This is a genomic window from Metaplanococcus flavidus (genome assembly GCF_042675885.1).
GTDB lineage: Bacteria > Bacillota > Bacilli > Bacillales_A > Planococcaceae > Planococcus > Planococcus flavidus.
This window is the reverse complement of record NZ_JBHTKI010000051.1, coordinates 14,148-32,267: the sequence shown is the minus strand read 5'-3', so window position 1 is coordinate 32,267 and position 18,120 is coordinate 14,148. Positions and strand designations below refer to the sequence as shown.

18 protein-coding genes are annotated in these 18,120 nt (G+C 47.3%); 9 read left to right on the top strand and 9 right to left on the bottom strand.

From position 1 onward, the window contains the following. Window positions 1–5: 5 nt before the first annotated feature. The gene (locus tag ACFQ1X_RS16395) at window positions 6–1,859 is read left to right on the top strand and encodes a vWA domain-containing protein (RefSeq protein WP_144841254.1); all 1,854 of its coding nucleotides are present in this window, start codon (window positions 6–8) and stop codon (window positions 1,857–1,859) included. Between the two features lie 670 nt (window positions 1,860–2,529). On the opposite strand, the gene ACFQ1X_RS16390 is transcribed toward ACFQ1X_RS16395, so the two are convergent. Together ACFQ1X_RS16390 and ACFQ1X_RS16385 are read right to left on the bottom strand one after the other, a co-directional pair. Beyond that, on the bottom strand, window positions 2,530–3,708 hold the full coding sequence (locus tag ACFQ1X_RS16390) for a toxic anion resistance protein (RefSeq protein ID WP_144841253.1): 1,179 nt from the start codon (window positions 3,706–3,708) through the stop codon (window positions 2,530–2,532). Then, window positions 3,680–4,378 (bottom strand): 5-bromo-4-chloroindolyl phosphate hydrolysis family protein, encoded by a 699-nt coding sequence (locus ACFQ1X_RS16385; RefSeq protein WP_144841252.1) that lies wholly within the window; start codon window positions 4,376–4,378, stop codon window positions 3,680–3,682. The genes ACFQ1X_RS16390 and ACFQ1X_RS16385 overlap by 29 nt, the downstream gene beginning before the upstream one ends. A gap of 425 nt (window positions 4,379–4,803) precedes the next feature. Here ACFQ1X_RS16385 and ACFQ1X_RS16380 point away from each other — a divergent pair, with 425 nt between their 5' ends. From ACFQ1X_RS16380 to ACFQ1X_RS16370, 3 genes are all read left to right on the top strand, one after another. Then, window positions 4,804–5,004: a cold-shock protein gene (locus ACFQ1X_RS16380; RefSeq protein ID WP_144841251.1), complete on the top strand. Its 201-nt coding sequence runs from the start codon at window positions 4,804–4,806 to the stop codon at window positions 5,002–5,004. Window positions 5,005–5,459: 455 nt separating this feature from the next. Further along, a complete protein-coding gene (locus ACFQ1X_RS16375) occupies window positions 5,460–5,684 on the top strand; it encodes a cold shock domain-containing protein (protein WP_144841250.1) in 225 nt (74 codons plus the stop codon). 79 nt (window positions 5,685–5,763) lie between these two features. Next, complete coding sequence (locus ACFQ1X_RS16370) at window positions 5,764–6,240, top strand: YkvA family protein (protein WP_144841249.1); 477 nt, start codon at window positions 5,764–5,766, stop codon at window positions 6,238–6,240. Window positions 6,241–6,290: 50 nt separating this feature from the next. On the opposite strand, the gene ACFQ1X_RS16365 is transcribed toward ACFQ1X_RS16370, so the two are convergent. Together ACFQ1X_RS16365 and ACFQ1X_RS16360 are read right to left on the bottom strand one after the other, a co-directional pair. Continuing rightward, window positions 6,291–7,898 (bottom strand): ABC-F family ATP-binding cassette domain-containing protein, encoded by a 1,608-nt coding sequence (locus tag ACFQ1X_RS16365; RefSeq protein ID WP_144841248.1) that lies wholly within the window; start codon window positions 7,896–7,898, stop codon window positions 6,291–6,293. Between the two features lie 500 nt (window positions 7,899–8,398). Next, on the bottom strand, window positions 8,399–8,635 hold the full coding sequence (locus ACFQ1X_RS16360) for a hypothetical protein (protein WP_144841247.1): 237 nt from the start codon (window positions 8,633–8,635) through the stop codon (window positions 8,399–8,401). A 99-nt stretch (window positions 8,636–8,734) separates the two neighbouring features. On the opposite strand from ACFQ1X_RS16360, the gene ACFQ1X_RS16355 reads away from it, so the two are divergent. Both ACFQ1X_RS16355 and ACFQ1X_RS16350 read left to right on the top strand, forming a co-directional pair. Beyond that, the gene (locus ACFQ1X_RS16355; RefSeq protein ID WP_379083430.1) at window positions 8,735–9,910 is read left to right on the top strand and encodes an MFS transporter; all 1,176 of its coding nucleotides are present in this window, start codon (window positions 8,735–8,737) and stop codon (window positions 9,908–9,910) included. Between the two features lie 30 nt (window positions 9,911–9,940). Then, window positions 9,941–10,438 (top strand): GNAT family N-acetyltransferase, encoded by a 498-nt coding sequence (locus ACFQ1X_RS16350; RefSeq protein ID WP_144841245.1) that lies wholly within the window; start codon window positions 9,941–9,943, stop codon window positions 10,436–10,438. Between the two features lie 80 nt (window positions 10,439–10,518). Here ACFQ1X_RS16350 and msrA read toward each other — a convergent pair whose 3' ends face one another. Continuing rightward, window positions 10,519–11,052: a peptide-methionine (S)-S-oxide reductase MsrA gene (msrA, locus tag ACFQ1X_RS16345; protein WP_144841244.1), complete on the bottom strand. Its 534-nt coding sequence runs from the start codon at window positions 11,050–11,052 to the stop codon at window positions 10,519–10,521. A gap of 571 nt (window positions 11,053–11,623) precedes the next feature. On the opposite strand from msrA, the gene ACFQ1X_RS16340 reads away from it, so the two are divergent. From ACFQ1X_RS16340 to ACFQ1X_RS16330, 3 genes are all read left to right on the top strand, one after another. Beyond that, the gene (locus ACFQ1X_RS16340; protein ID WP_144841243.1) at window positions 11,624–12,568 is read left to right on the top strand and encodes an LCP family protein; all 945 of its coding nucleotides are present in this window, start codon (window positions 11,624–11,626) and stop codon (window positions 12,566–12,568) included. A 70-nt stretch (window positions 12,569–12,638) separates the two neighbouring features. After that, the gene (locus ACFQ1X_RS16335; RefSeq protein ID WP_144841242.1) at window positions 12,639–13,829 is read left to right on the top strand and encodes an AI-2E family transporter; all 1,191 of its coding nucleotides are present in this window, start codon (window positions 12,639–12,641) and stop codon (window positions 13,827–13,829) included. Between the two features lie 61 nt (window positions 13,830–13,890). Beyond that, window positions 13,891–14,310, top strand: coding sequence for a sporulation protein (locus ACFQ1X_RS16330; RefSeq protein ID WP_144841241.1), 420 nt, complete (start codon window positions 13,891–13,893; stop codon window positions 14,308–14,310). A 390-nt stretch (window positions 14,311–14,700) separates the two neighbouring features. Here ACFQ1X_RS16330 and ACFQ1X_RS16325 read toward each other — a convergent pair whose 3' ends face one another. From ACFQ1X_RS16325 to ACFQ1X_RS16310, 4 genes are read right to left on the bottom strand one after another with little or no spacing between them, the layout of a single operon-like run. Then, window positions 14,701–15,456 (bottom strand): energy-coupling factor transporter transmembrane component T family protein, encoded by a 756-nt coding sequence (locus ACFQ1X_RS16325; protein ID WP_144841240.1) that lies wholly within the window; start codon window positions 15,454–15,456, stop codon window positions 14,701–14,703. After that, on the bottom strand, window positions 15,437–16,867 hold the full coding sequence (locus ACFQ1X_RS16320; RefSeq protein ID WP_144841239.1) for an ABC transporter ATP-binding protein: 1,431 nt from the start codon (window positions 16,865–16,867) through the stop codon (window positions 15,437–15,439). The genes ACFQ1X_RS16325 and ACFQ1X_RS16320 overlap by 20 nt, the downstream gene beginning before the upstream one ends. Next, window positions 16,860–17,441, bottom strand: a complete 582-nt coding sequence (locus tag ACFQ1X_RS16315; protein ID WP_144841238.1) for an ECF transporter S component — start codon at window positions 17,439–17,441, stop codon at window positions 16,860–16,862. The genes ACFQ1X_RS16320 and ACFQ1X_RS16315 overlap by 8 nt, the downstream gene beginning before the upstream one ends. Further along, window positions 17,434–18,045, bottom strand: coding sequence for a YkoF family thiamine/hydroxymethylpyrimidine-binding protein (locus tag ACFQ1X_RS16310; protein WP_144841237.1), 612 nt, complete (start codon window positions 18,043–18,045; stop codon window positions 17,434–17,436). The genes ACFQ1X_RS16315 and ACFQ1X_RS16310 overlap by 8 nt, the downstream gene beginning before the upstream one ends. Between the last annotated feature and the right edge of the window lie 75 nt (window positions 18,046–18,120).

Below are 18,120 nucleotides of genomic sequence, written 5' to 3'. Positions count from 1 at the left end.
TCTGTATGGCTTCTGTCAATCGCTTTATCCAATTTAATAATGAGACGATCGACACCAAAATGCTTTATCAGATGGAAATGCTCGCAGGGGCGCTGGCGGATGCGCCGTATTTGAAGGTGACGACGCGCAAACTGATTGAGCTGCGTCCCAAAGAGTCGGCGATATCGGTCAGTGTATTTTGGCGGCACCGGAGCAAGCAGGTGGAACGGCAAGGTTATCTGTCAGATATTTATTTGCTGAGTGCAGGATTTTGGCGAAATTTCAGTTTGCCGGCATGGAAACGGTTTACGGCTGAAAGCTCGACAGTTTCTTCACTGCGGGAACAATTGCTGCTGTGCGCTGAAGAATTCCGGCTGTCGGAAAGAATTCAACAAGACCGGCCGGGAACTGCTGAGGCATTTGCCATTCGCCAACAGGTTTATAGCGACTATCATGCAAACCAATTGGATCAGAACATGAAAAAAGGTTTTGTGGCAGACGCTTTCCTGAATGCCGCATATTTGAGCCTCCGTAACAGTGACAAGGGAATAGGTGCGGAATGGGAGCCTTTGCTGCAAATATGGAAAGGACTGTTTGATGCGCGCTCCACTGCTGATTCCGCCGCCATCGTGGGGCAGATGACAGGTCGGCTCGAATATTTGCTGAAAAGCGATATGGTCCATACGTATTACACATTCGGTGATACGGCAGAAAAGGTGCCGCCGTTTCATTATCATGAAGGAATAGAAGCGGACGAGGCGGAAGAACCCGAGGAAATCGAAACAATTGAAGAATGGTTTCATACCTGGCACAGGGAAAGTGAAATGACGGAATCGCCGGCGATGGAGTTTGAATTGGAGCAAGGCGATTCGCAGATGGCCACCGGCGGCCGGGAGGAAGCTGGAGCCGACGAAGTGCAGCAGACGGCCAGGGGAGACTCAAGCGGTGAGCATCTGGAAGACAACGATGCAGAAGACCGGGATATGGACAGCGGACCGAAGAGAGCTGGCGGTAAATTCGGCAGAGCGAACGAGCAGGTGGTATTTTACGAAAAGCGCCTGTTGGCGAATGATGGCCACAGCCGCCAAATAGCCGATTGGCGCAGAAAACAGGCTCCGCATGTCCGTGCTTTATTGAAAGAATTGAAAAAGCGTATCACCCAGCGTCACCAGGATTACCGCACGAACCTTAATGCTGGCAGGCTGTCGAAAAATCTGCTGCCGCTTGCTTTGGAAGAAAGGCCAAAACCGTTCTACCGAAAGTCAGCGCCGTCAAAAGAGCTGGACGCCGTTTTCTGCCTGCTGATTGACGGATCCGCATCAATGGTCGATAAACTGGATGAAACGAAACAAGCTGTGCTTCTGTTCCATGATGTTTTGCGCGGGCTCAGGATCCCGCATGAAATTGTGCTGTTTTACGAAGATGCATACGAAGCAAGTGACCGCGAACAGCCGAATTATTTCGAGTGGATGCATAAATTCGAGGACGGCAGTCGTGATCATGCACAGGAAATCGCCTCTTTTGAAGCGCATGAAGACAATCGGGACGGCTTTGCGATTCGATGGATGGCAGACCGTGTCAAACTGCGCAGAGAAAAACACCGTTTTCTGCTGGTATTTTCTGATGGAGAGCCGTCTGCTTATAATTATGCCGAAAACGGTGTTGCAGATACGGCCAACGCTGTCAATGAAACGAAAAAAGATGGCATCGAGCTGCTGCATCTGTTTCTGAGCAGCGAGCCGATTACTGAAGAGCAAGCTGCATTTTATCGCATGATGTATGGCAATAAATCTGTGAGCGCCGATTCGCTGGAACATTTTGTTGACCAGACGCTGCGATTGCTGAAACGGACATTGCATCTGGTTATTCAATCGGGGTAGGAAAAATTTCAGGCTGTCGAGAAACCGACAACCTCTCCAAACATTTCGCTCTAGGCGGCCGCTTTCCTCGGGGAGCGGCCTAAGCCTCCTCGCTCGCTTCGAAAACCGATGCTCCTGCAGCGTTTCACGCTTCGTCGCAAAGTTTCAACCGAATGCTGTTCGGTTGAAACTTCACTGCGGGGTCTCAGGCTCGCTCTGGTCCCGCAGGAAAGACGTTGGCCGAAGCCTGCGAGGACAAGTCTTTGCGACGAAGCAGCGAAGCAATGCAGGAGCACCTCTTTGCCTTTCGACGCCTGCCGCTTCATTCTGTTGTGTGCAAAATGGAAGTGTCCACTTTCTCACGTGCAACACACTTAAACGTCTATTCCTTTATAGAAAGTGATCTGAGATATGGAGCAAAACAGCGCAGACGCCCAGGGGAGCAGGCGAATGCCGACGAAGTGCAAGATCCACTCGGGCGAAGTGAAACGAGACCGAGTTAGCTCAGCGCGAGCCAAGAGTTGGCCGAAGGGAGCTCGGCCGAGTCTTTGCGACGAAGCTAGCGCAGCGATGCAGAGACAGGAGCACGGGTTTTGGCAAGCAAGCTGTTTTGCGCAATATCGATTATTCATTAATTCTTTCTCGAAAAGTTAAAAATCCCGTGAAGCTTGGCGCTTCACGGGATTTCCTTTTATTCATCTTTAGATTTTTCGCCTTCATGAATTGCCAGCAGGCGCTGCTTGAGTTCGGATTCCATCTTGCCAATTTCCAATTCAGCGGCGCGGCGATTTTTACGGCCTTCAGTCTGGATCTGCAGTGTTTCTTCGATTGTCGTTAAGAGGTTTTCCTGCGTTTTCTTCAATGTTTCGATTTCGACGATGCCGCGTTCATTTTCCTTGGCGGTTTCAATCGAATTCATTTTCAACATTTCTGAGTTCTTCAATAATAGATCATTTGTCGTAGAGGTGACTTGCTTTTGTGCTTCAACGGCTTTCATCTGTTTATTGAGCGTCAATGCAATCGCAATCTGGTTTTTCCATAACGGAATCGATGTCATGATCGATGACTGGATTTTCTCAGCCAGGGTCTGGTTGGTCTGTTGGATCATCCGGATCTGTGGAGCACTTTGGATAGTGATTTGACGTGATAATTGCAGATCATACAATCGCTTGTCGAGGCGATCGACAAACTGAACCATGTCGTTTACTTCCTGGTACGCCATCTGGTCATCCGAGGCTTCCGCTTTTTTGCGGAGGGCAGGGATGGTATCATTCAGAATTTCATCGCGTTTTAGTTCAGCTGCTGCAATATAAACATTCAATGCCTGGAAATACATCTTGTTCTGATCGTATAATTCTTCAAGCATCTGCACATCTTCCAGCAGGCCACGTTTGGAATGGTCCAGCTGGATGCTGATGCGGTCCACCTGCGTGCTGAGTTTCTGGTATTTGGTCATGATCTCCTGGACGGAGTATTTGGCTTTGGCGAAGAGCTTGCGGATGCCGGATTTTTTCGTATCCGTAAGTTCTTCCGGATTCAGTTCCTGCAGCTTTTTCATCAGGTCATGCAGAACATCGCCGACAGGCCCGATATCTTTTTGCTGCACATGATCCAACATTTTATGCGAGAAATTGCCGAGCTGGCTCTGGGCATTTGCCCCGTAGGTCAGGATGGCTTCGTGATTGCCGGCAGGAATCTGCTTGGCCAGCTCCTGCGCTTTTTTCTTGTCTTCGTTTGATAGTTTATCCATTAACAGGACCGGCCGGCCGTTTTGCTGCTCGGCGGGGGATTGTTCTTTCTCCAGTTGGATGCCAAATGGCGATTCCAGCAAATCATCCAATTCACTTCGTGTCGATTGATTTTCGTTCATTTTCCACGTCTCCTTCGTCATCGGTCAAGGGTTGAACCAATAATTTTTGATTCTGATTTTTGTCGACCGCCAGCTGGGCATAGTCGAGTTCCATCCGGAGCTGTTCCACATCTGCAGACAGCACTTTCTTTAAATCGTTTTCCATTACATTATTCATCGATTGCAGGGTTTCACGCGTGTCCTGCAAGGCAATCCGAAGTTCCCGGTCTTTGACAGGCTGTCCGACGAGCAGGGAGTATTTCTGCGTCAATTCCATGGCGGTGTCGAGATGTGAATAAAAGAAAGGTTCCGCCAGATAAAATTTTCTGGGGTTCTGCTGGACGACCATTATGATCTTATTCGCAATCTTCGTCATCTCCATCAATTGCCTGAAAGAAGAGATTGAGCGGACGCTGTAATAATGGCTCTGCAATTTCTTGGTTTTCATTTTTGCTTCCTGCACTTGTTTGATCACGTGTTTATATTCGCTTCGGGTCATTCCCAGTTCTTTAGAGGTGGAAGAGAACTGGAATTGTTTGATCGTTGTATTGCTCGCCAGATAGCTGCCGGCAGCAACTGCTCCGGAAGCAAGCAAGCCGATTTCCGCACCGAGGTACAGTACGGGAAACATCACTCCCATGATCGGGAGGCTGACCGATTGGCGTCTAATGAAGTTTTGGACTCGCTTCATGCGAAAGTCACTCCTTTAATGCATTTCCTTATATATTTACGATTGACCGCCGGGAAAGTTTCATCGGCGGGTTCTTTACCCTCATTTTACGGCAAAGGGTGGGGCAATACAAACTTGAGAATTCTGCAGGCGAGCGATGCTTTTTACTGGACAGATGCAATTGGATTTGGCAAAATGCAAATAGAGAAATTGATTTGGGCTTGGGAATTATTAATCCAAAAAAAATAATTATAAATATTTAGATTTGTTTGACATTTACATTCAATTTCGTTATCATTAAGAAAATTAATAATTCTTCACCAGATACAGCTATTCACATATTCCAAAAAGTGATCAGTTCGTTATGGTACTTTTTGGAATATGTGAATTTTTTACGTGAAAATTCATATATTGAAAATTTTTTTATTACCAGGAGGTTTTTTAACATGCAAGAAGGAACAGTAAAATGGTTTAACTCAGAAAAAGGATTTGGCTTCATCGAAGTCGAAGGTGGAGATGACGTATTCGTACATTTCTCAGCAATCCAAGGCGATGGCTTTAAAACTCTTGACGAAGGTCAAAGAGTGGAATTTGAAGTCGAGGAAGGCAACCGCGGACCTCAGGCTACAAACGTAACGAAAGTGTAATTTCCATGAGCTGCTCATTGCGAGCGGCTCTTTTTTGTATATAGGTTGAACTAATAATTTTTAATAATCGATATTCCGCAAAACAGCTTGCTTGCCTGGGGGCTTGCGCTGAGCTAACTCGAGCTCGTTCCACTTCGCCCGAGTGGATCTCAGCACTTCGCTAGGTCCCCTGGGCGTCTGCGCTGTTTTGCTCCATATCTTTAGAGACCTCTATCAGCAAAGGCGCGGCTCAGGACTGAGCGGAGCAATAAGACGAGTGGGCTTCTCGGCTTATTGTGGGAGCTTTGTCCATAGCGCCGAAGCGTTATATATACTATTTCTTAAGTTCAATTTATATAGGTCATAAATTTTTACAGCTTCCATTTGATCTCCTTCCTTTAAGCAGTAACGTTTAAGAAACTATGGAGTCAGGGTATTAATACGTTATTGAAGATATATCAATAGGAGGTTTTTAAATGGCTGATGAAGTTATAGCAGGTTCGGGTAAAGTGAAATGGTTTGATGGAGACAAAGGCTACGGCTATATTGTCGGTGAAGACGGTGAAGAATTTTTTGTAGAAACAGTCTCCATCAATATGGACCTCAGCGTGCTGATGCCCGGCCAGGCAGTCAAATTCAATATTGTGCAGGGCAATCCGGCAAGAGAACGTATTGCGACGAATGTTACGATGAAATTCTGACAGCAGTTAAACATATGTTTATTTACTGTTTGAATATGGTTATAGTAATTATAAATGATAAATCTAGGGGGAGAAGCGAATGGTAAACGACCAATTGAAAAAACCGCTGCCGAGTGAAAGTGAGCAGCGGGATTTCTATCAGAAGCTGAGGTACAGGATTCAAAATTGGGTTGAAAGCAAGACCGGAAAAGGCAGCAGATTAATGAAATATGTTATGTTTGCACCCGATTTTTTCCATTTATTGATGAAGTTGATGCTCGATAATCGCATTGACAGCAAAAGCAAGTCAATGATCGGTGCGGGTATTCTTTATTTCTTTGCACCAGTCGACCTGTTGCCGGAAGTCATCCTGGGACCAGCCGGTTTTGCGGATGATGTAGTCGTAGCGGTATATATCGTAAATACGCTATTGAATAAATACCCTAAAGAAATCATTACCTCCCACTGGGCGGGCGATGAACATCTGCTGGACGTAATAAGCAAACTGGCGGGTACCGGAAACAAATGGGCATCACGTTTGCCGGCAGGTAAAATGGTCAAACGTTTCCTGAAATAAAATACAAAAATCCCGCCACACTTTTCCAGTGTGGCGGGATTTTTTTTGGATCAGTTTGTGATGCCTTGTGATTCTTTCCATTCAAGGAATTCATCATAGCTTAATTGCTTATCGAGGATTGATCCATCTTCACGGATCTCAATCACACGGTTCGCAACTGTCTGGATAAACTGATGGTCATGGGAAGTGAAGACCATCGCACCCTTGAATGCGATCATGCCGTTGTTGAGTGCTTGAATCGATTCCAGGTCCAAGTGGTTGGTCGGCTCATCGAGCAACAGGACGTTGGCGTGGGACAGCATCATTTTCGACAGCATGCAACGAACTTTTTCGCCACCGGACAAGACAGATGGTTTCTTTTTCACTTCTTCACCGGAGAACAGCATTCTGCCGAGGAAACCGCGAAGGAACGTTTCACTTTCGTCTTCCGGAGAATACTGGCGGAGCCAGTCAACAAGCGAAAGTTCGCTGCCTTCAAAATAAGCTGAGTTATCGATAGGCAGGTAAGCGCGTGAAGTCGTTACGCCCCAGCGTGCATATCCTTCTGCCGGTTCATCTTCTTCTGCCAGGATGCGCAGCAGGGCAGATTTGGCAAGAGGGTCACCCATCAGGACGATCTTATCGTCTTTGTTCATATTGAAGCTGACACCGTTCAAGAGTTTATTGCCATCAACTGTCTGGCTCAAATCTTTGACTGTCAATACATCGTTGCCGATTTCGCGGGCGACGGTGAAATTAACGAACGGATATTTCCTGGAAGAAGGGCGGATGTCATCCAGCTCAATCTTATCAAGCATTTTCTTCCGCGAAGTGGCCTGCTTTGATTTGGAAGCATTCGCAGAGAAGCGGGCAATAAAGGCTTGCAACTCTTTGATCTTCTCTTCTTTTTTCGCATTTTGGTCACCTGCTAAGCGTGTCGCCAATTGGCTTGATTCATACCAGAAATCGTAGTTTCCTACATACAACTGGATTTTACCGAAATCGAGATCCGCGATGTGCGTGCAGACTTTGTTTAAGAAGTGACGGTCATGCGATACGACGATGACGGTGTTTTCAAAGTTCATGAGGAAATCTTCCAGCCACTGAATTGCTTTCAAGTCCAGGTGGTTGGTAGGCTCATCCAGAAGGAGAACATCAGGTTTGCCGAATAATGCTTGTGCAAGGAGCACTTTCACTTTATCGGACCCTGAAAGTTCAGCCATCTTTTTATCATGAAGGCTATCCGAAATGCCAAGTCCCTGCAACAGGATGGCGGCTTCAGATTCAGCTTCCCAACCGTTCAGCTCAGCGAATTCACCTTCGAGTTCTGCTGCGCGCATGCCATCTTCATCTGAAAAATCTTCTTTCATATAAATGGCGTTTTTCTCTGTCATGACTTCGTACAATTTCTTGTAGCCCATCATTACGGTATCAAGAACCTGCTTTTCCTCGTATTCGAAGTGGTCCTGTTTCAATACGGCCAGGCGTTCGCCTGAACCCATATACACATTTCCGGATTGCGCTTCAAGATCACCGGAAAGGATTTTGATGAATGTCGATTTGCCGGCACCATTGGCTCCGATCAGTCCGTAGCAATTCCCGGGGTTGAATTGGATGTTCACGTCTTCGAATAATTTACGGTCTCCGAAGCGCAAACTTACATCATTTACTGCTATCATTAATACGTACCTCCTAAATTTCACAATACTAATAGTATAGCATGAAACGGGCAAAAACAGATAGCATCTGAGCGTGGTGTTGGATAAACTGGTAGAGGGCGGATAGTAAACTATTTTAATTATAAATAAGTAGAGCAAATAATTTTTAGAAACCGATATTCCGTAAAACAGCTTCGCTTGCCTGGGGGCTCGTGCTGAGCTAACTCGGGACTTCGTCCGAGTGGATCTCAGCACTTCGCTTGGTCCCCTGGGCGTCTGCGCTGTTTTACTCCATATCTCTAGAGTGTTCTTTCAGCGCCGGCGCGGCTTAGGAGCAGGCGAATGCCGACCGGAGCAATACGAATGCTCTTCTCGGCTTATTGTGGGAGGCAAGGTGCGCCAAACGAAGATGGCGCCTCCTTTGCGACGAGCTTGCGCAGGAGCATAATCTTTGCTCGGTCCGAAGCGCCGAAGCGATATACAAATGCTAATTCATTAATTCGTTTTATATAGGTATATCACTAAGCCTTAAATTTTCTTTCCTTATAAGCTTCCAGCATGCCGAGGTCTTTGTTCAGCAAGTATTCCATTTTTACATAATCGCGTCTTGTCGGTATGTGTTCCGGGGTCAGGCCTTTCATCGTAAAGATGAAGTAATAGCCGCCGATTTGGCGGAACCATACTACGACATGCGGGAATTCATCAAAAATTGCTTTTATGTTATAACGCTTTGCATAGCTCCAGTTCACAAGTCTCACAAGAATAACCGCCTTTCGTTGCTCTTAGTTTAATAAAATTTTGCGGCGAACACAAGTTTGATTTACTGTTTCAGAAGGAGTGTATCGGTTTTGACAGACATGCAAAAAAAATCAGCACTCGGCATCATGGTATTGGCGATTCTGTTTGTTTCCGTCAATCTGCGGCCGGCGATTTCATCTATCGGACCATTGCTCGACACAATCAGGGCAGATCTTTCGTTATCCAGCAGTGAAGTGAGCCTGCTGACTTCCGTACCTGTATTCTGTATGGGGTTGTTCGCACCTCTGGCAGTCGTTTTCAATAAAAAATTGGGGTTGAAAAATTCCATTGCGATTCTCGTTGCGGCGATCGGTCTATTCACGTTGCTGCGCGGCATCCTGCCAACTTATCCGGTCCTTTTGATCAGCGCATTCTTCATCGGTTTGTCGATCGCCATCATCAGCCCGTTGCTGTCTGCGATGATCAAACGGAATTTCCCGACGCGGACCGCTTCACTGATCGGCGTTTACTCATTCGGCATGGGGCTGGGTGCTACACTGGCTGCTGGCCTGACCGGCGTTTTCTATTCGGTTGCCGGTTGGCCGATCGCATTGGCGAGCTGGGGGCTTCTTGCAATTGCAGCGATCCTTTTATGGCTGCGTGTCAAAGAGCCGGTTGCAGAGGTTTCTGAGCTGCCGCTGGAGGGGGCGGCATCCGTATCGCCATGGAAAAATAGACGTGCCTGGTATATGCTGCTGTTTTTCGGCTTCCAGTCCGCATTATTCTTTTCTGTCATCACGTGGCTGGCACCGATTGCAATCGAGAAGGGGATGTCGATTCTGGTGGCAGGGGCAGTGCTGACCGTTATGTCCACGGTTCAGATCGCCTGCAACCTGTCGATACCGCTGCTGTTGGAAAGATGGCCGAGCCGGCATTTGTGGATCATGGTCAGCCTGGGATTTGGTGCTGCCGGCGTGCTGCTTTTGATGTTCGCCGACATGATTTTTATCTGGCCGGCGGCAATCTGCATCGGCATCACGCTCGGAGGATTGTTCCCGCTGGCACTGTTGATGCCGCTGGATGAAAATAAAACAGCGGATGATGTAAACAGCTGGTCTTCTATGATCCAATCAGGAGGATACATCATTTCCGCTTTGACGCCATTTACAATAGGGTTGTTCTATGACCGATTCCAAAACCATATGATTTCGCTGAGCCTGTTTTTGGGGTTCATTGCCATACTTACGGTTTTTGCGTTCCTGCTGAACAAAAAGCCAGAGTCGGCTGGTGAATGAAAACCGGATTCTATATTAAGGGGTGAAACGATGTTGATTCGAAGTGCAGTTTCAAAAGATGCAGCTAAATTGACCGAACTGATAGCAGATGCCGAAAGTTCGGGTTTTATGATGTTTGATCCAGGTGAGCGGAAAATGACATCAGATCAATTAGCCAAGAGAATAGAGCAAGTGGAACAGGATTCAAGCTCCGCTATACTGCTGGCGGAAAGTGACGATGAACTGTTGGGCTATCTATTTGTTATCGGCAATGCGCCGCAACGGACACGGCACAGCGTCTACCTGGCAATCGGCATCAGGGAAACGAGCCGCGGCCAGGGAGTTGGGACGAGGCTGTTCGAACGTTTGGACAATTGGGCGGCAGAAAATAAAATCCACCGGCTTGAGCTGACGGTTATGGTCAAAAACCGGGCAGGTCTCGCACTTTATCAAAAGATGGGCTTTATTATAGAAGGAATTAAAAAGAATTCGTTGCAAGTGGACGGGGAATACATAGATGAATATTATATGGGGAAGTTGATGGGCTAGAGGTTGGGAGTAACTTTGAGCGTTCAGATTTTAACTTTAAAAAAACGGACGCCCCTATTGTGGGGCGTCCGTTCAACTTATTATTTCACTTCACCCTTTTCCCATACCGCATCCAGAAACTCGTCTCTGCCGGATTGTGCGCGGTCTTCTTCGTAATGCTGCGAATTCTTTTTGTAGTAATCCTGATGATAATCTTCTGCAGGATAAAAAGGAGCAGCATCAAGAATCGGTGTGTTCACTGGCTTTTTATAGCGGCCGCTGGCATCCAATTGTTGTTTTGAGGCTTCAGCAACCTCACGCTGGCGGTCGTTGTGGACAAATATCGCCGGTCTGTATTGCTCGCCGCGGTCCTGGAATTGCCCTTCATTGTCTGTTGGATCAATCTGCTGCCAATAAATATCGAGGAGCTGCTCATATGGAAAAAGTGCCGGATCAAAAGTGATTTCAACCACTTCAAGGTGGCCGGTCGTTCCTGTTTTCACCTGTTCATAGCTTGGGTTTTCAATATGGCCGCCGGTATAACCCGAAACCACTTTTTCTATTCCTGCAAATTGATCGAACGGCTTTACCATGCACCAAAAACAGCCGCCCGCAAATGTCGCTTTCTCCGCCATACCCAATCTCCTCCAATCGTTCATAAAAGAAATAGTACCACTGCAACTGTTTCCAGACAATAAAATTGTTTATACTGTAGGAGATAAGATGATTATAAGTATAAATTTTTCACTGACTGATGAAATCGCTCAATACAGAGTATTGTTTTCTGATTTAATGTTTATGATGTTAGTGAAGATGAATGTGGGAGCTGCCGATTCGCTCTATTTTTGGCTGAATGATCATAGAATCAACGAAACCGCTCATAGAATCGCAGAACCGCTCATAGAAACAACGTTTAGTGGATTCAAGATCTCATGGATTCCGCCCATTCATTTACTCACAGAGAATTCTCTAGAGATATGGAGTAAAACAGCGCAGACGCCTTAAGCACAGGGGTTAAATAAGCATGCTCCTGCATCGCTTCGCTGCTTCGTCGCAAAGACTTGACCTCGCAAGCTTCGGTCAAAGTCTTAGCAAGCTGTTTTGCGGAATATCGATTTATAGTATTAATTCGAGAAATTCACCAGAAACTTCTCCAGGCTCCATACGTCCTAATTCGCATGGAATATAGAAAGGAAAGTGTATTTAATGGAAGAAGAACGTCAACTTAGAGGAAACCGCCGGAAAAAAAGAAGGTTCCGGAAGCGGGGAATCCTGTTTATTATGCTGATTATGCTGCTTGCATTCGGTGCATACTTTTTCATGCAATATCAAAGCGGTAAAAATCTCGCTGAAGAATCGGATTTGCCTGAAGTGGAATTCAACAATGATGAAGACAACAGTGGTTATGAAAATATCCTGGTGCTTGGAGTCGATTCGCGTGGGGAGGCCCAGTCGCGAACGGACACAATGATGCTGGTAGCACACAATAAAGAAACGAACGATGTGAAAATCGTATCGTTCATGCGCGATATTTATGCGGACATTCCGGGATACCAATCCTATAAACTGAATACTGCCTTTTATCTTGGAGGAGTAGATCTACTCGCAGAAACATTGCGGAATATGTTCGGCGTGGAAATTCAGCATTACGCATTGGTTGATTTCACCAGTTTTGAAACCTTGGTGGATATTGCGGCACCGAACGGGGTCGAAATTGACGTGGAAAAAGATATGTCGGAACTGATTGGTGTTTCATTGACGGAGGGCAATCAGCATTTGAACGGCAAGGAATTGCTTGGCTATGCGCGTTTCCGCGCGGACAGTGAAGGGGATTTTGGACGTGTTCGCCGTCAGCAGCAGGTTCTGGCCGCTTTGAAGGAAGAAATGGCCAGCGTGTCATCGATTCCGAAACTGCCGAAATTGGCCGGAGCGGCACAGGGTTACGTCCAGACAGATATGCCGTTGCTCGACCAGGTGAAACTGGCGACTGACATGGCGACTGGGGGGACCGCAGCGGTTGAAAGACTGACCGTTCCTGTCGAAGGCAGCTACAGCAACGCAAGTTATCCGCATGCCGGGGCAGTGCTGGAGGTTAATCTTGAACAGAACAGACAGGCTTTGAGTGAGTTTTTAGATCAGCCGTTACAATAAAGGATAATGAAGTATTCTGAAAATATGCTAAGATATAAATGAATAGCCCAAATGGAAAGTAGGTCGCGCCATGGAGCCTGAAGAAAAGCCATCCTTTTTCAAAACGAACTATATCCAGTTTCTCGGAGGCAGAAATACATTATTTACGTTACTTGCTTTAGTCCTGATCGGCTTGATAATTTTTATTTTCAGGGAAGTATCTTTCATCTTCAATCCGTTGAGCGTCTTCATGCAGACAGTGGTGTTGCCTGTGACGTTAGCGATGATTTTGTATTATCTGTTGCGGCCGGTCTTAAGGCTTCTTGAGCGTTTCCGCATCAAGAGGATATGGGGAATTCTCATTATCTTCCTGGGCGTCATCGGATTGATTACCCTGATTACTTTTCTGATCCTCCCTTTTTTACGAGAGCAGCTGCAAATGCTGATCGAAGAGTTTCCGGAATACTTCAACCAATTATTAATGGACGTTGATGCTTTTCTCCGTTCATCATTTTTAAGCAACTATTACACCGGTTCAAATTTTGATATCGAACAATTGATGGAAACATTGCCGGAAAATGTGGCCGGCATCCTGCAGGATACGGTTGCCAGCATCATAACCGGAATTACAGGTTTCCTTTCGACCATCACAAGTTTTGTGCTGTCGATTGTCATCGTTCCGTTTATCCTGTTTTATTTGTTGAAAGATGGGGAAAAGCTTCCTGAGTACATTTTGAAATTATTGCCGCCGCGTTTGCGCCATGATACGCGCGAAGTGTTCGGCGAGGCGGATAAACAGCTGAGTGCTTATATCCAAGGCCAATTGATCGTAGCGTTCCTGATTGGTGTAATGGTCTATATCGGCTTCCTCATCATCGGAATGGATTATGCGCTGCTCCTCGGTGTACTGGCCATGTTCACGAGCGTCGTGCCCTATATCGGTCCTGCAATCGCGATTACACCGGCCGTCATTATCGCGCTGGTCACTTCACCATTCATGCTGGTGAAACTGGCGATTGTCTGGACAGTTGTCCAAGTGGTGGAAGGGAATGTGATTTCTCCGCAGGTCATGGGAAAAACTTTGTATATTCATCCGGTTACGATTATTTTCGTGCTCTTGACAGCCGGTTCATTGTTCGGTGTGCCCGGTGTAATTCTCGGTATTCCTGCATACGCAATACTGCGTGTATTGGTTTCCCATATCTTTAAGCTGTTCAAGCGCCGATACAATAAACATGAGCCAAGCCTTGATAACCATTATGATTATACGGAATTGCATTAAACGTTTATAATTGAAGTATGGGTAATAAAGTTCATTACAAAAATTTGGAGGTTTCCCAGTCATGAAATTCAAAGATTTTTTATCATCCATTGGCTTTGGGTCAATGAAAGTTGAAACAGTTGTTGAGAGGCCGCATTTGGAAGAAGGCGAAACCTTGAACGGCACGATTTATTTTGAAGGCGGCGATTCCGATCAGGAAATAGAATTCATCGAACTCCACGTCATCAAACTGATCGATGATTATCGGGAAGACAGCGATTTTAATATCATTGAAACGATTGTCGCGAAACAATCGATGGAATTTGCGGGATCGGTGAAGTCGAAAGAAACAACCATGCAGCAGTTCGAAATCGTACCGGACGAACGCTGGTTGATCGAAACCGATAAGGCGCGCCTGGTGCTGCGGACAATTGTGCATATCCATGAGGGCTTGGATGTACGGGATGAAGACGAGATTACATATGGGAAATTTGAGAGCTGATTCTTCAGCTCTTTTTTTGTGCAAAAAAGGTATTGGGATAAAATCTATCCCAATACCTTAAATTTTTATGAACTTCCCTTCTATATAAATGAGCAATCGTTTCAGCCGATATTCCGCAAAACAGCTTCGCTTGCCAAAACCCGTGCTCCTGTCTCTGCATCGCTGCGCTAGCTTCGAGACATGAAAGTGCGTTGCATCGCTGCGCTAGCTTCGTCGCAAAGACTCGGCCGAACTCCCTTCGGCCAACTCTTGGCTTGCGCTGAGCTAACTCGGGCTCTTCTCCCGAGTGGATCTTGCACTTCGTCGGCATCCGCCTGCTCCTCTGGGCGTCTGCGCTGTTTTGCTCCATATCTTTAAAGTGAAGTATTCTTCAGATCTTATTGTGGGAGTTTAAGACAGCATATTCCCAGCATACATAGACAGCCCCGCCAGCATTAGGAGGGAAGAGGCTAAAACATAATCTCTCGTGGAGACAACTACCGGTTGATAAAATTCCTTCCTCGGCTCTCCGGTAAAACCGCGTGCCTCCATCGCAAAAGCCGAGCGCTCAGCTTTGCGGACGGCACCGGCAAGCATCGGGATGATGATTCTGCGTATGCCGAGGAGACGCTGCCACCAGAATTTCTCCGTTGCCGCGCCGCGCAAACGGTGCGCTTGCTGGATCTGGAAAAATTCATCTTTCAGCACCGGCAGAAATTGATAGCCGACAAGTACACCGTAGGCCAGCTTCGGCGACAGTTTCAGCTGCTGCATCAGGCTCATGACGAATTTCACAGGATCTGTCGTCAGGGCGAACAAGAGTGACAACGATGAAAAAGCCAGGACACGGAACGACAGTGACAAGGCCAGCGCCCATTGTTTATCGGTTACATCAAATCCGAACAGGGACCACATAACGGTGCCGCCTGTTTCGGCGCTGAAAACGATGGTCGTCCACAGATAGCCGAAAGCACCAAACGCAAACGGCAACATGAACAGAGACCATAGCTTCCAATTGATTCGGCTGAACAACAATTGAATGACAAGGATGCAGAAAAAGAACAGCAACGGCGTCCAGGGATTGAAGAAAAATGCCAGCCCGAGCATGGCGATAGTGACTGTGATGAATTTGATTGATGGGTTCATGTCATGCAAGAGATTTCGCATGCTGCAAAGCTCCTTTCGGAGGAAGCAGATTATGGCGGGCGAGCAGATCCGGATCCTGCCAAACCCGTTTGGCAGGAAACATTCCCGTCATTTTGCTATCTTTCAACAGGAGCAGAGAATCTGCAACGGCTGCGGCAAATTCCATATCATGTGTGACAATCAATACGGTATCCCCCTGATCCAGCCGATGAGCTATCAAATGGAACAATTCCAACAGGGCTTTTTGATCCTGGCCTGAAGTGGGCTCGTCCAGAAAGTGGATGTTCCGTTTATCCGCCAGCATGGCGCCGATTGCAACCCGCCGCTTTTGGCCATGGCTGACAGCGAAAGGATTGTGGGCCGCTATTTCGGCTAAGCGCAAGGAATCCATTAAATCCTTCAGTTCGTTCAAGGAAGATGTTCCGGAAAAGTCGATTTCATTTTTGACCGATGCAGTCAGAAACAGAAATTCCGGTGATTGCGGCACATAGCCGCACGCACCAGAGTCGACGGTGCCCGATTCTTTTTTGTAAATGCCGCAGAGCGCTTTGACCAATGTGGATTTGCCGCTGCCGTTGGGGCCGGCAATGACGATGCATTCGCCTTTCTTCGCTTTGAAGGAAAGGGGATGCAGCAAAGTCTGGCCCTTTATTTTCACGGATAATCCGTTCGCAGATATGGCCGATTCATCCAGTATCGAATTCAGCCGCTGCGGGTAGCGGAAGGTTTGATGCGGATTGAACTGCTGATCCGAAACAATTTTTCCGCCGGCATCGATTGCAATTTCGCGGTCAAAGAATGTTCCCCAACTGTCGAGACGGTGTTCAACGGCGATGATGGTCAGGTTGAAAGTTTTTTGCAGCCCGTCGAGCCAGGATATGAAATCTTTTGCAGTCAGTGGATCTAAATGTGAAATCGGCTCATCAAGCAACAGGACTTCAGGGTCCATGATCAATGCGCAGGCGGTTGCGACGCGTTGTTTCATTCCGCCTGACAGGGTTTGAATGGTGGTATTGCTCAGGTGGGACAATCCGGTCATTTCCAAAACGTCCCGAATCTGCTCTTCCATTTCTTTAGCTGGCGTGTTCAGGTTTTCGAGAGTGAATGCGAGTTCTTCTTCTACAGTCGGCATACAGAACTGCGAATCGGGGTCCTGGAACACGGTGGCGACGCGGTGGTTGATCTCACCGGGTCTATAAGATTCAGCAGCTTTGCCGAATAAAAGAATTTCACCTGCCACAATGCCATCGCAATTTTCCGGGTATAGCCGGTTCATTAAATAGAGCAAAGTCGATTTGCCAGAGCCGCTCGGACCGGAAATCGCGACCCGTTGTCCGCGTTCGATGCCAAACGACATCGACGACAGAGTGGGTTCCCGATCATCCGGATAGCGAAAGGTGACGTCCTTCATGGAAAGGATGCTATTAGGCATTGGCATCACGCGGCTGGGTTTGGGCAATCGCGTAACCGCGCAGGGAACCGGTCGCGAGCAGCGCATCGCCGATGTATTTGCCGCCGATCCCCGCAATGATCGCGCCGCTTAATACACGCAGTGTAAACATCAGCGCTACAAAAGAAGGATCCAGTGCCGCATAGCCGGAAACGAAATAACCGTAGATGAAACTGAATACAGCGGCGCCAATACCGGCAAGCATAAAGACGAATATATTGAAATGGCGGTAACGTGTGACCGCAAACGCCGCTTCGGCGCCAAGCCCCTGGATGACGCCGGACAGGATGAGTCGGGGGCCGACCGCGTTGCCAAGCATGACTTCGATGATAGCAGCCATCGTTTCGGGTATCACTGCCGCACCTGGTTTGCGGATGATGTGCATACAGATGATCGACACGATGAACCAGATACCGAACATCCATTCATAGGCGATGGGGCCAATCAGGCCGGCCCAGATATTGCCGAGATGGATGAATAACAGATAGACGATGCCGAACACGACACCGAACAGCGACATTAAGACGATTTCCTTCAGTTTCCAGGTGTTAAGCATTGGCTTTGCCTCCGTCCGAATTCGTGTGTGACGGGCTATTGATGCTCATCGATACCGTCATGATGAGGTGGCGATGCTGATCGGAGCGGGCATGAGTAAACGATTCTTCATAAAACGCGAAGACGTCATGGATATCACCGTGGATACCGCTGGCGTAATGCATCGAGTCATTCCAGACACCATGTTCTTTAGCGCGTTCGACTTCTTTATAGATAACGCTCATATAATCCGGGTTGTTCATCGGATACAGCGCGAACTGGGAAGAGACATATTGTTTCGTATCATCCGTGTTCAGCAGAACATCGTCTTTATCGAGATAGACATCACCTGATGTGTCTCCCGGACAACCGATGGAGAAGGTGCCGTTTAACGCCACGTGTTCTCCCGTTTTCGCCGCGTGCAAAGTCAGTGCTTTTGCGACGTTGAAGACGTGGTTCTGTTTGCCGCGGATAACGCTGGAGACGTCGTCGGTGTCCATCCAGACATTCGAGGTGTCCGTTCCGTTCAACGCCCCTTTGATGATTTTGATGAAGTCGCCGCACATCGGATTGAGCGTGAAGCGGAATCCGACGATCGGGCTTGTGCCGCATTGCAATGGTTCCATAATAAAATTCCTCCTTAAAAATTTGCACAAAAATGGCCGCATCCGTGAAGATGCAGCCACTGTTCCATGCAAATT

Excerpts from the sequence above, each read along its gene's own strand:
- ACFQ1X_RS16350 (WP_144841245.1), top strand. The coding sequence starts at position 9,941 with ATGTTGATTCGAAGTGCAGTTTCAAAAGATGCAGCTAAATTGACCGAA.
- ACFQ1X_RS16395 (WP_144841254.1), top strand. The coding sequence starts at position 6 with ATGGCTTCTGTCAATCGCTTTATCCAATTTAATAATGAGACGATCGAC.
- ACFQ1X_RS16330 (WP_144841241.1), top strand. The coding sequence starts at position 13,891 with ATGAAATTCAAAGATTTTTTATCATCCATTGGCTTTGGGTCAATGAAA.
- ACFQ1X_RS16315 (WP_144841238.1), bottom strand. The coding sequence starts at position 17,441 with ATGCTTAACACCTGGAAACTGAAGGAAATCGTCTTAATGTCGCTGTTC.
- ACFQ1X_RS16365 (WP_144841248.1), bottom strand. The coding sequence starts at position 7,898 with ATGATAGCAGTAAATGATGTAAGTTTGCGCTTCGGAGACCGTAAATTA.
- ACFQ1X_RS16355 (WP_379083430.1), top strand. The coding sequence starts at position 8,735 with ATGCAAAAAAAATCAGCACTCGGCATCATGGTATTGGCGATTCTGTTT.
- msrA (WP_144841244.1), bottom strand. The coding sequence starts at position 11,052 with ATGGCGGAGAAAGCGACATTTGCGGGCGGCTGTTTTTGGTGCATGGTA.
- ACFQ1X_RS16340 (WP_144841243.1), top strand. The coding sequence starts at position 11,624 with ATGGAAGAAGAACGTCAACTTAGAGGAAACCGCCGGAAAAAAAGAAGG.
- ACFQ1X_RS16325 (WP_144841240.1), bottom strand. The coding sequence starts at position 15,456 with ATGCGAAATCTCTTGCATGACATGAACCCATCAATCAAATTCATCACA.
- ACFQ1X_RS16370 (WP_144841249.1), top strand. The coding sequence starts at position 5,764 with ATGGTAAACGACCAATTGAAAAAACCGCTGCCGAGTGAAAGTGAGCAG.
- ACFQ1X_RS16390 (WP_144841253.1), bottom strand. The coding sequence starts at position 3,708 with ATGAACGAAAATCAATCGACACGAAGTGAATTGGATGATTTGCTGGAA.
- ACFQ1X_RS16335 (WP_144841242.1), top strand. The coding sequence starts at position 12,639 with ATGGAGCCTGAAGAAAAGCCATCCTTTTTCAAAACGAACTATATCCAG.
- ACFQ1X_RS16385 (WP_144841252.1), bottom strand. The coding sequence starts at position 4,378 with ATGAAGCGAGTCCAAAACTTCATTAGACGCCAATCGGTCAGCCTCCCG.
- ACFQ1X_RS16375 (WP_144841250.1), top strand. The coding sequence starts at position 5,460 with ATGGCTGATGAAGTTATAGCAGGTTCGGGTAAAGTGAAATGGTTTGAT.
- ACFQ1X_RS16380 (WP_144841251.1), top strand. The coding sequence starts at position 4,804 with ATGCAAGAAGGAACAGTAAAATGGTTTAACTCAGAAAAAGGATTTGGC.
- ACFQ1X_RS16310 (WP_144841237.1), bottom strand. The coding sequence starts at position 18,045 with ATGGAACCATTGCAATGCGGCACAAGCCCGATCGTCGGATTCCGCTTC.
- ACFQ1X_RS16320 (WP_144841239.1), bottom strand. The coding sequence starts at position 16,867 with ATGCCTAATAGCATCCTTTCCATGAAGGACGTCACCTTTCGCTATCCG.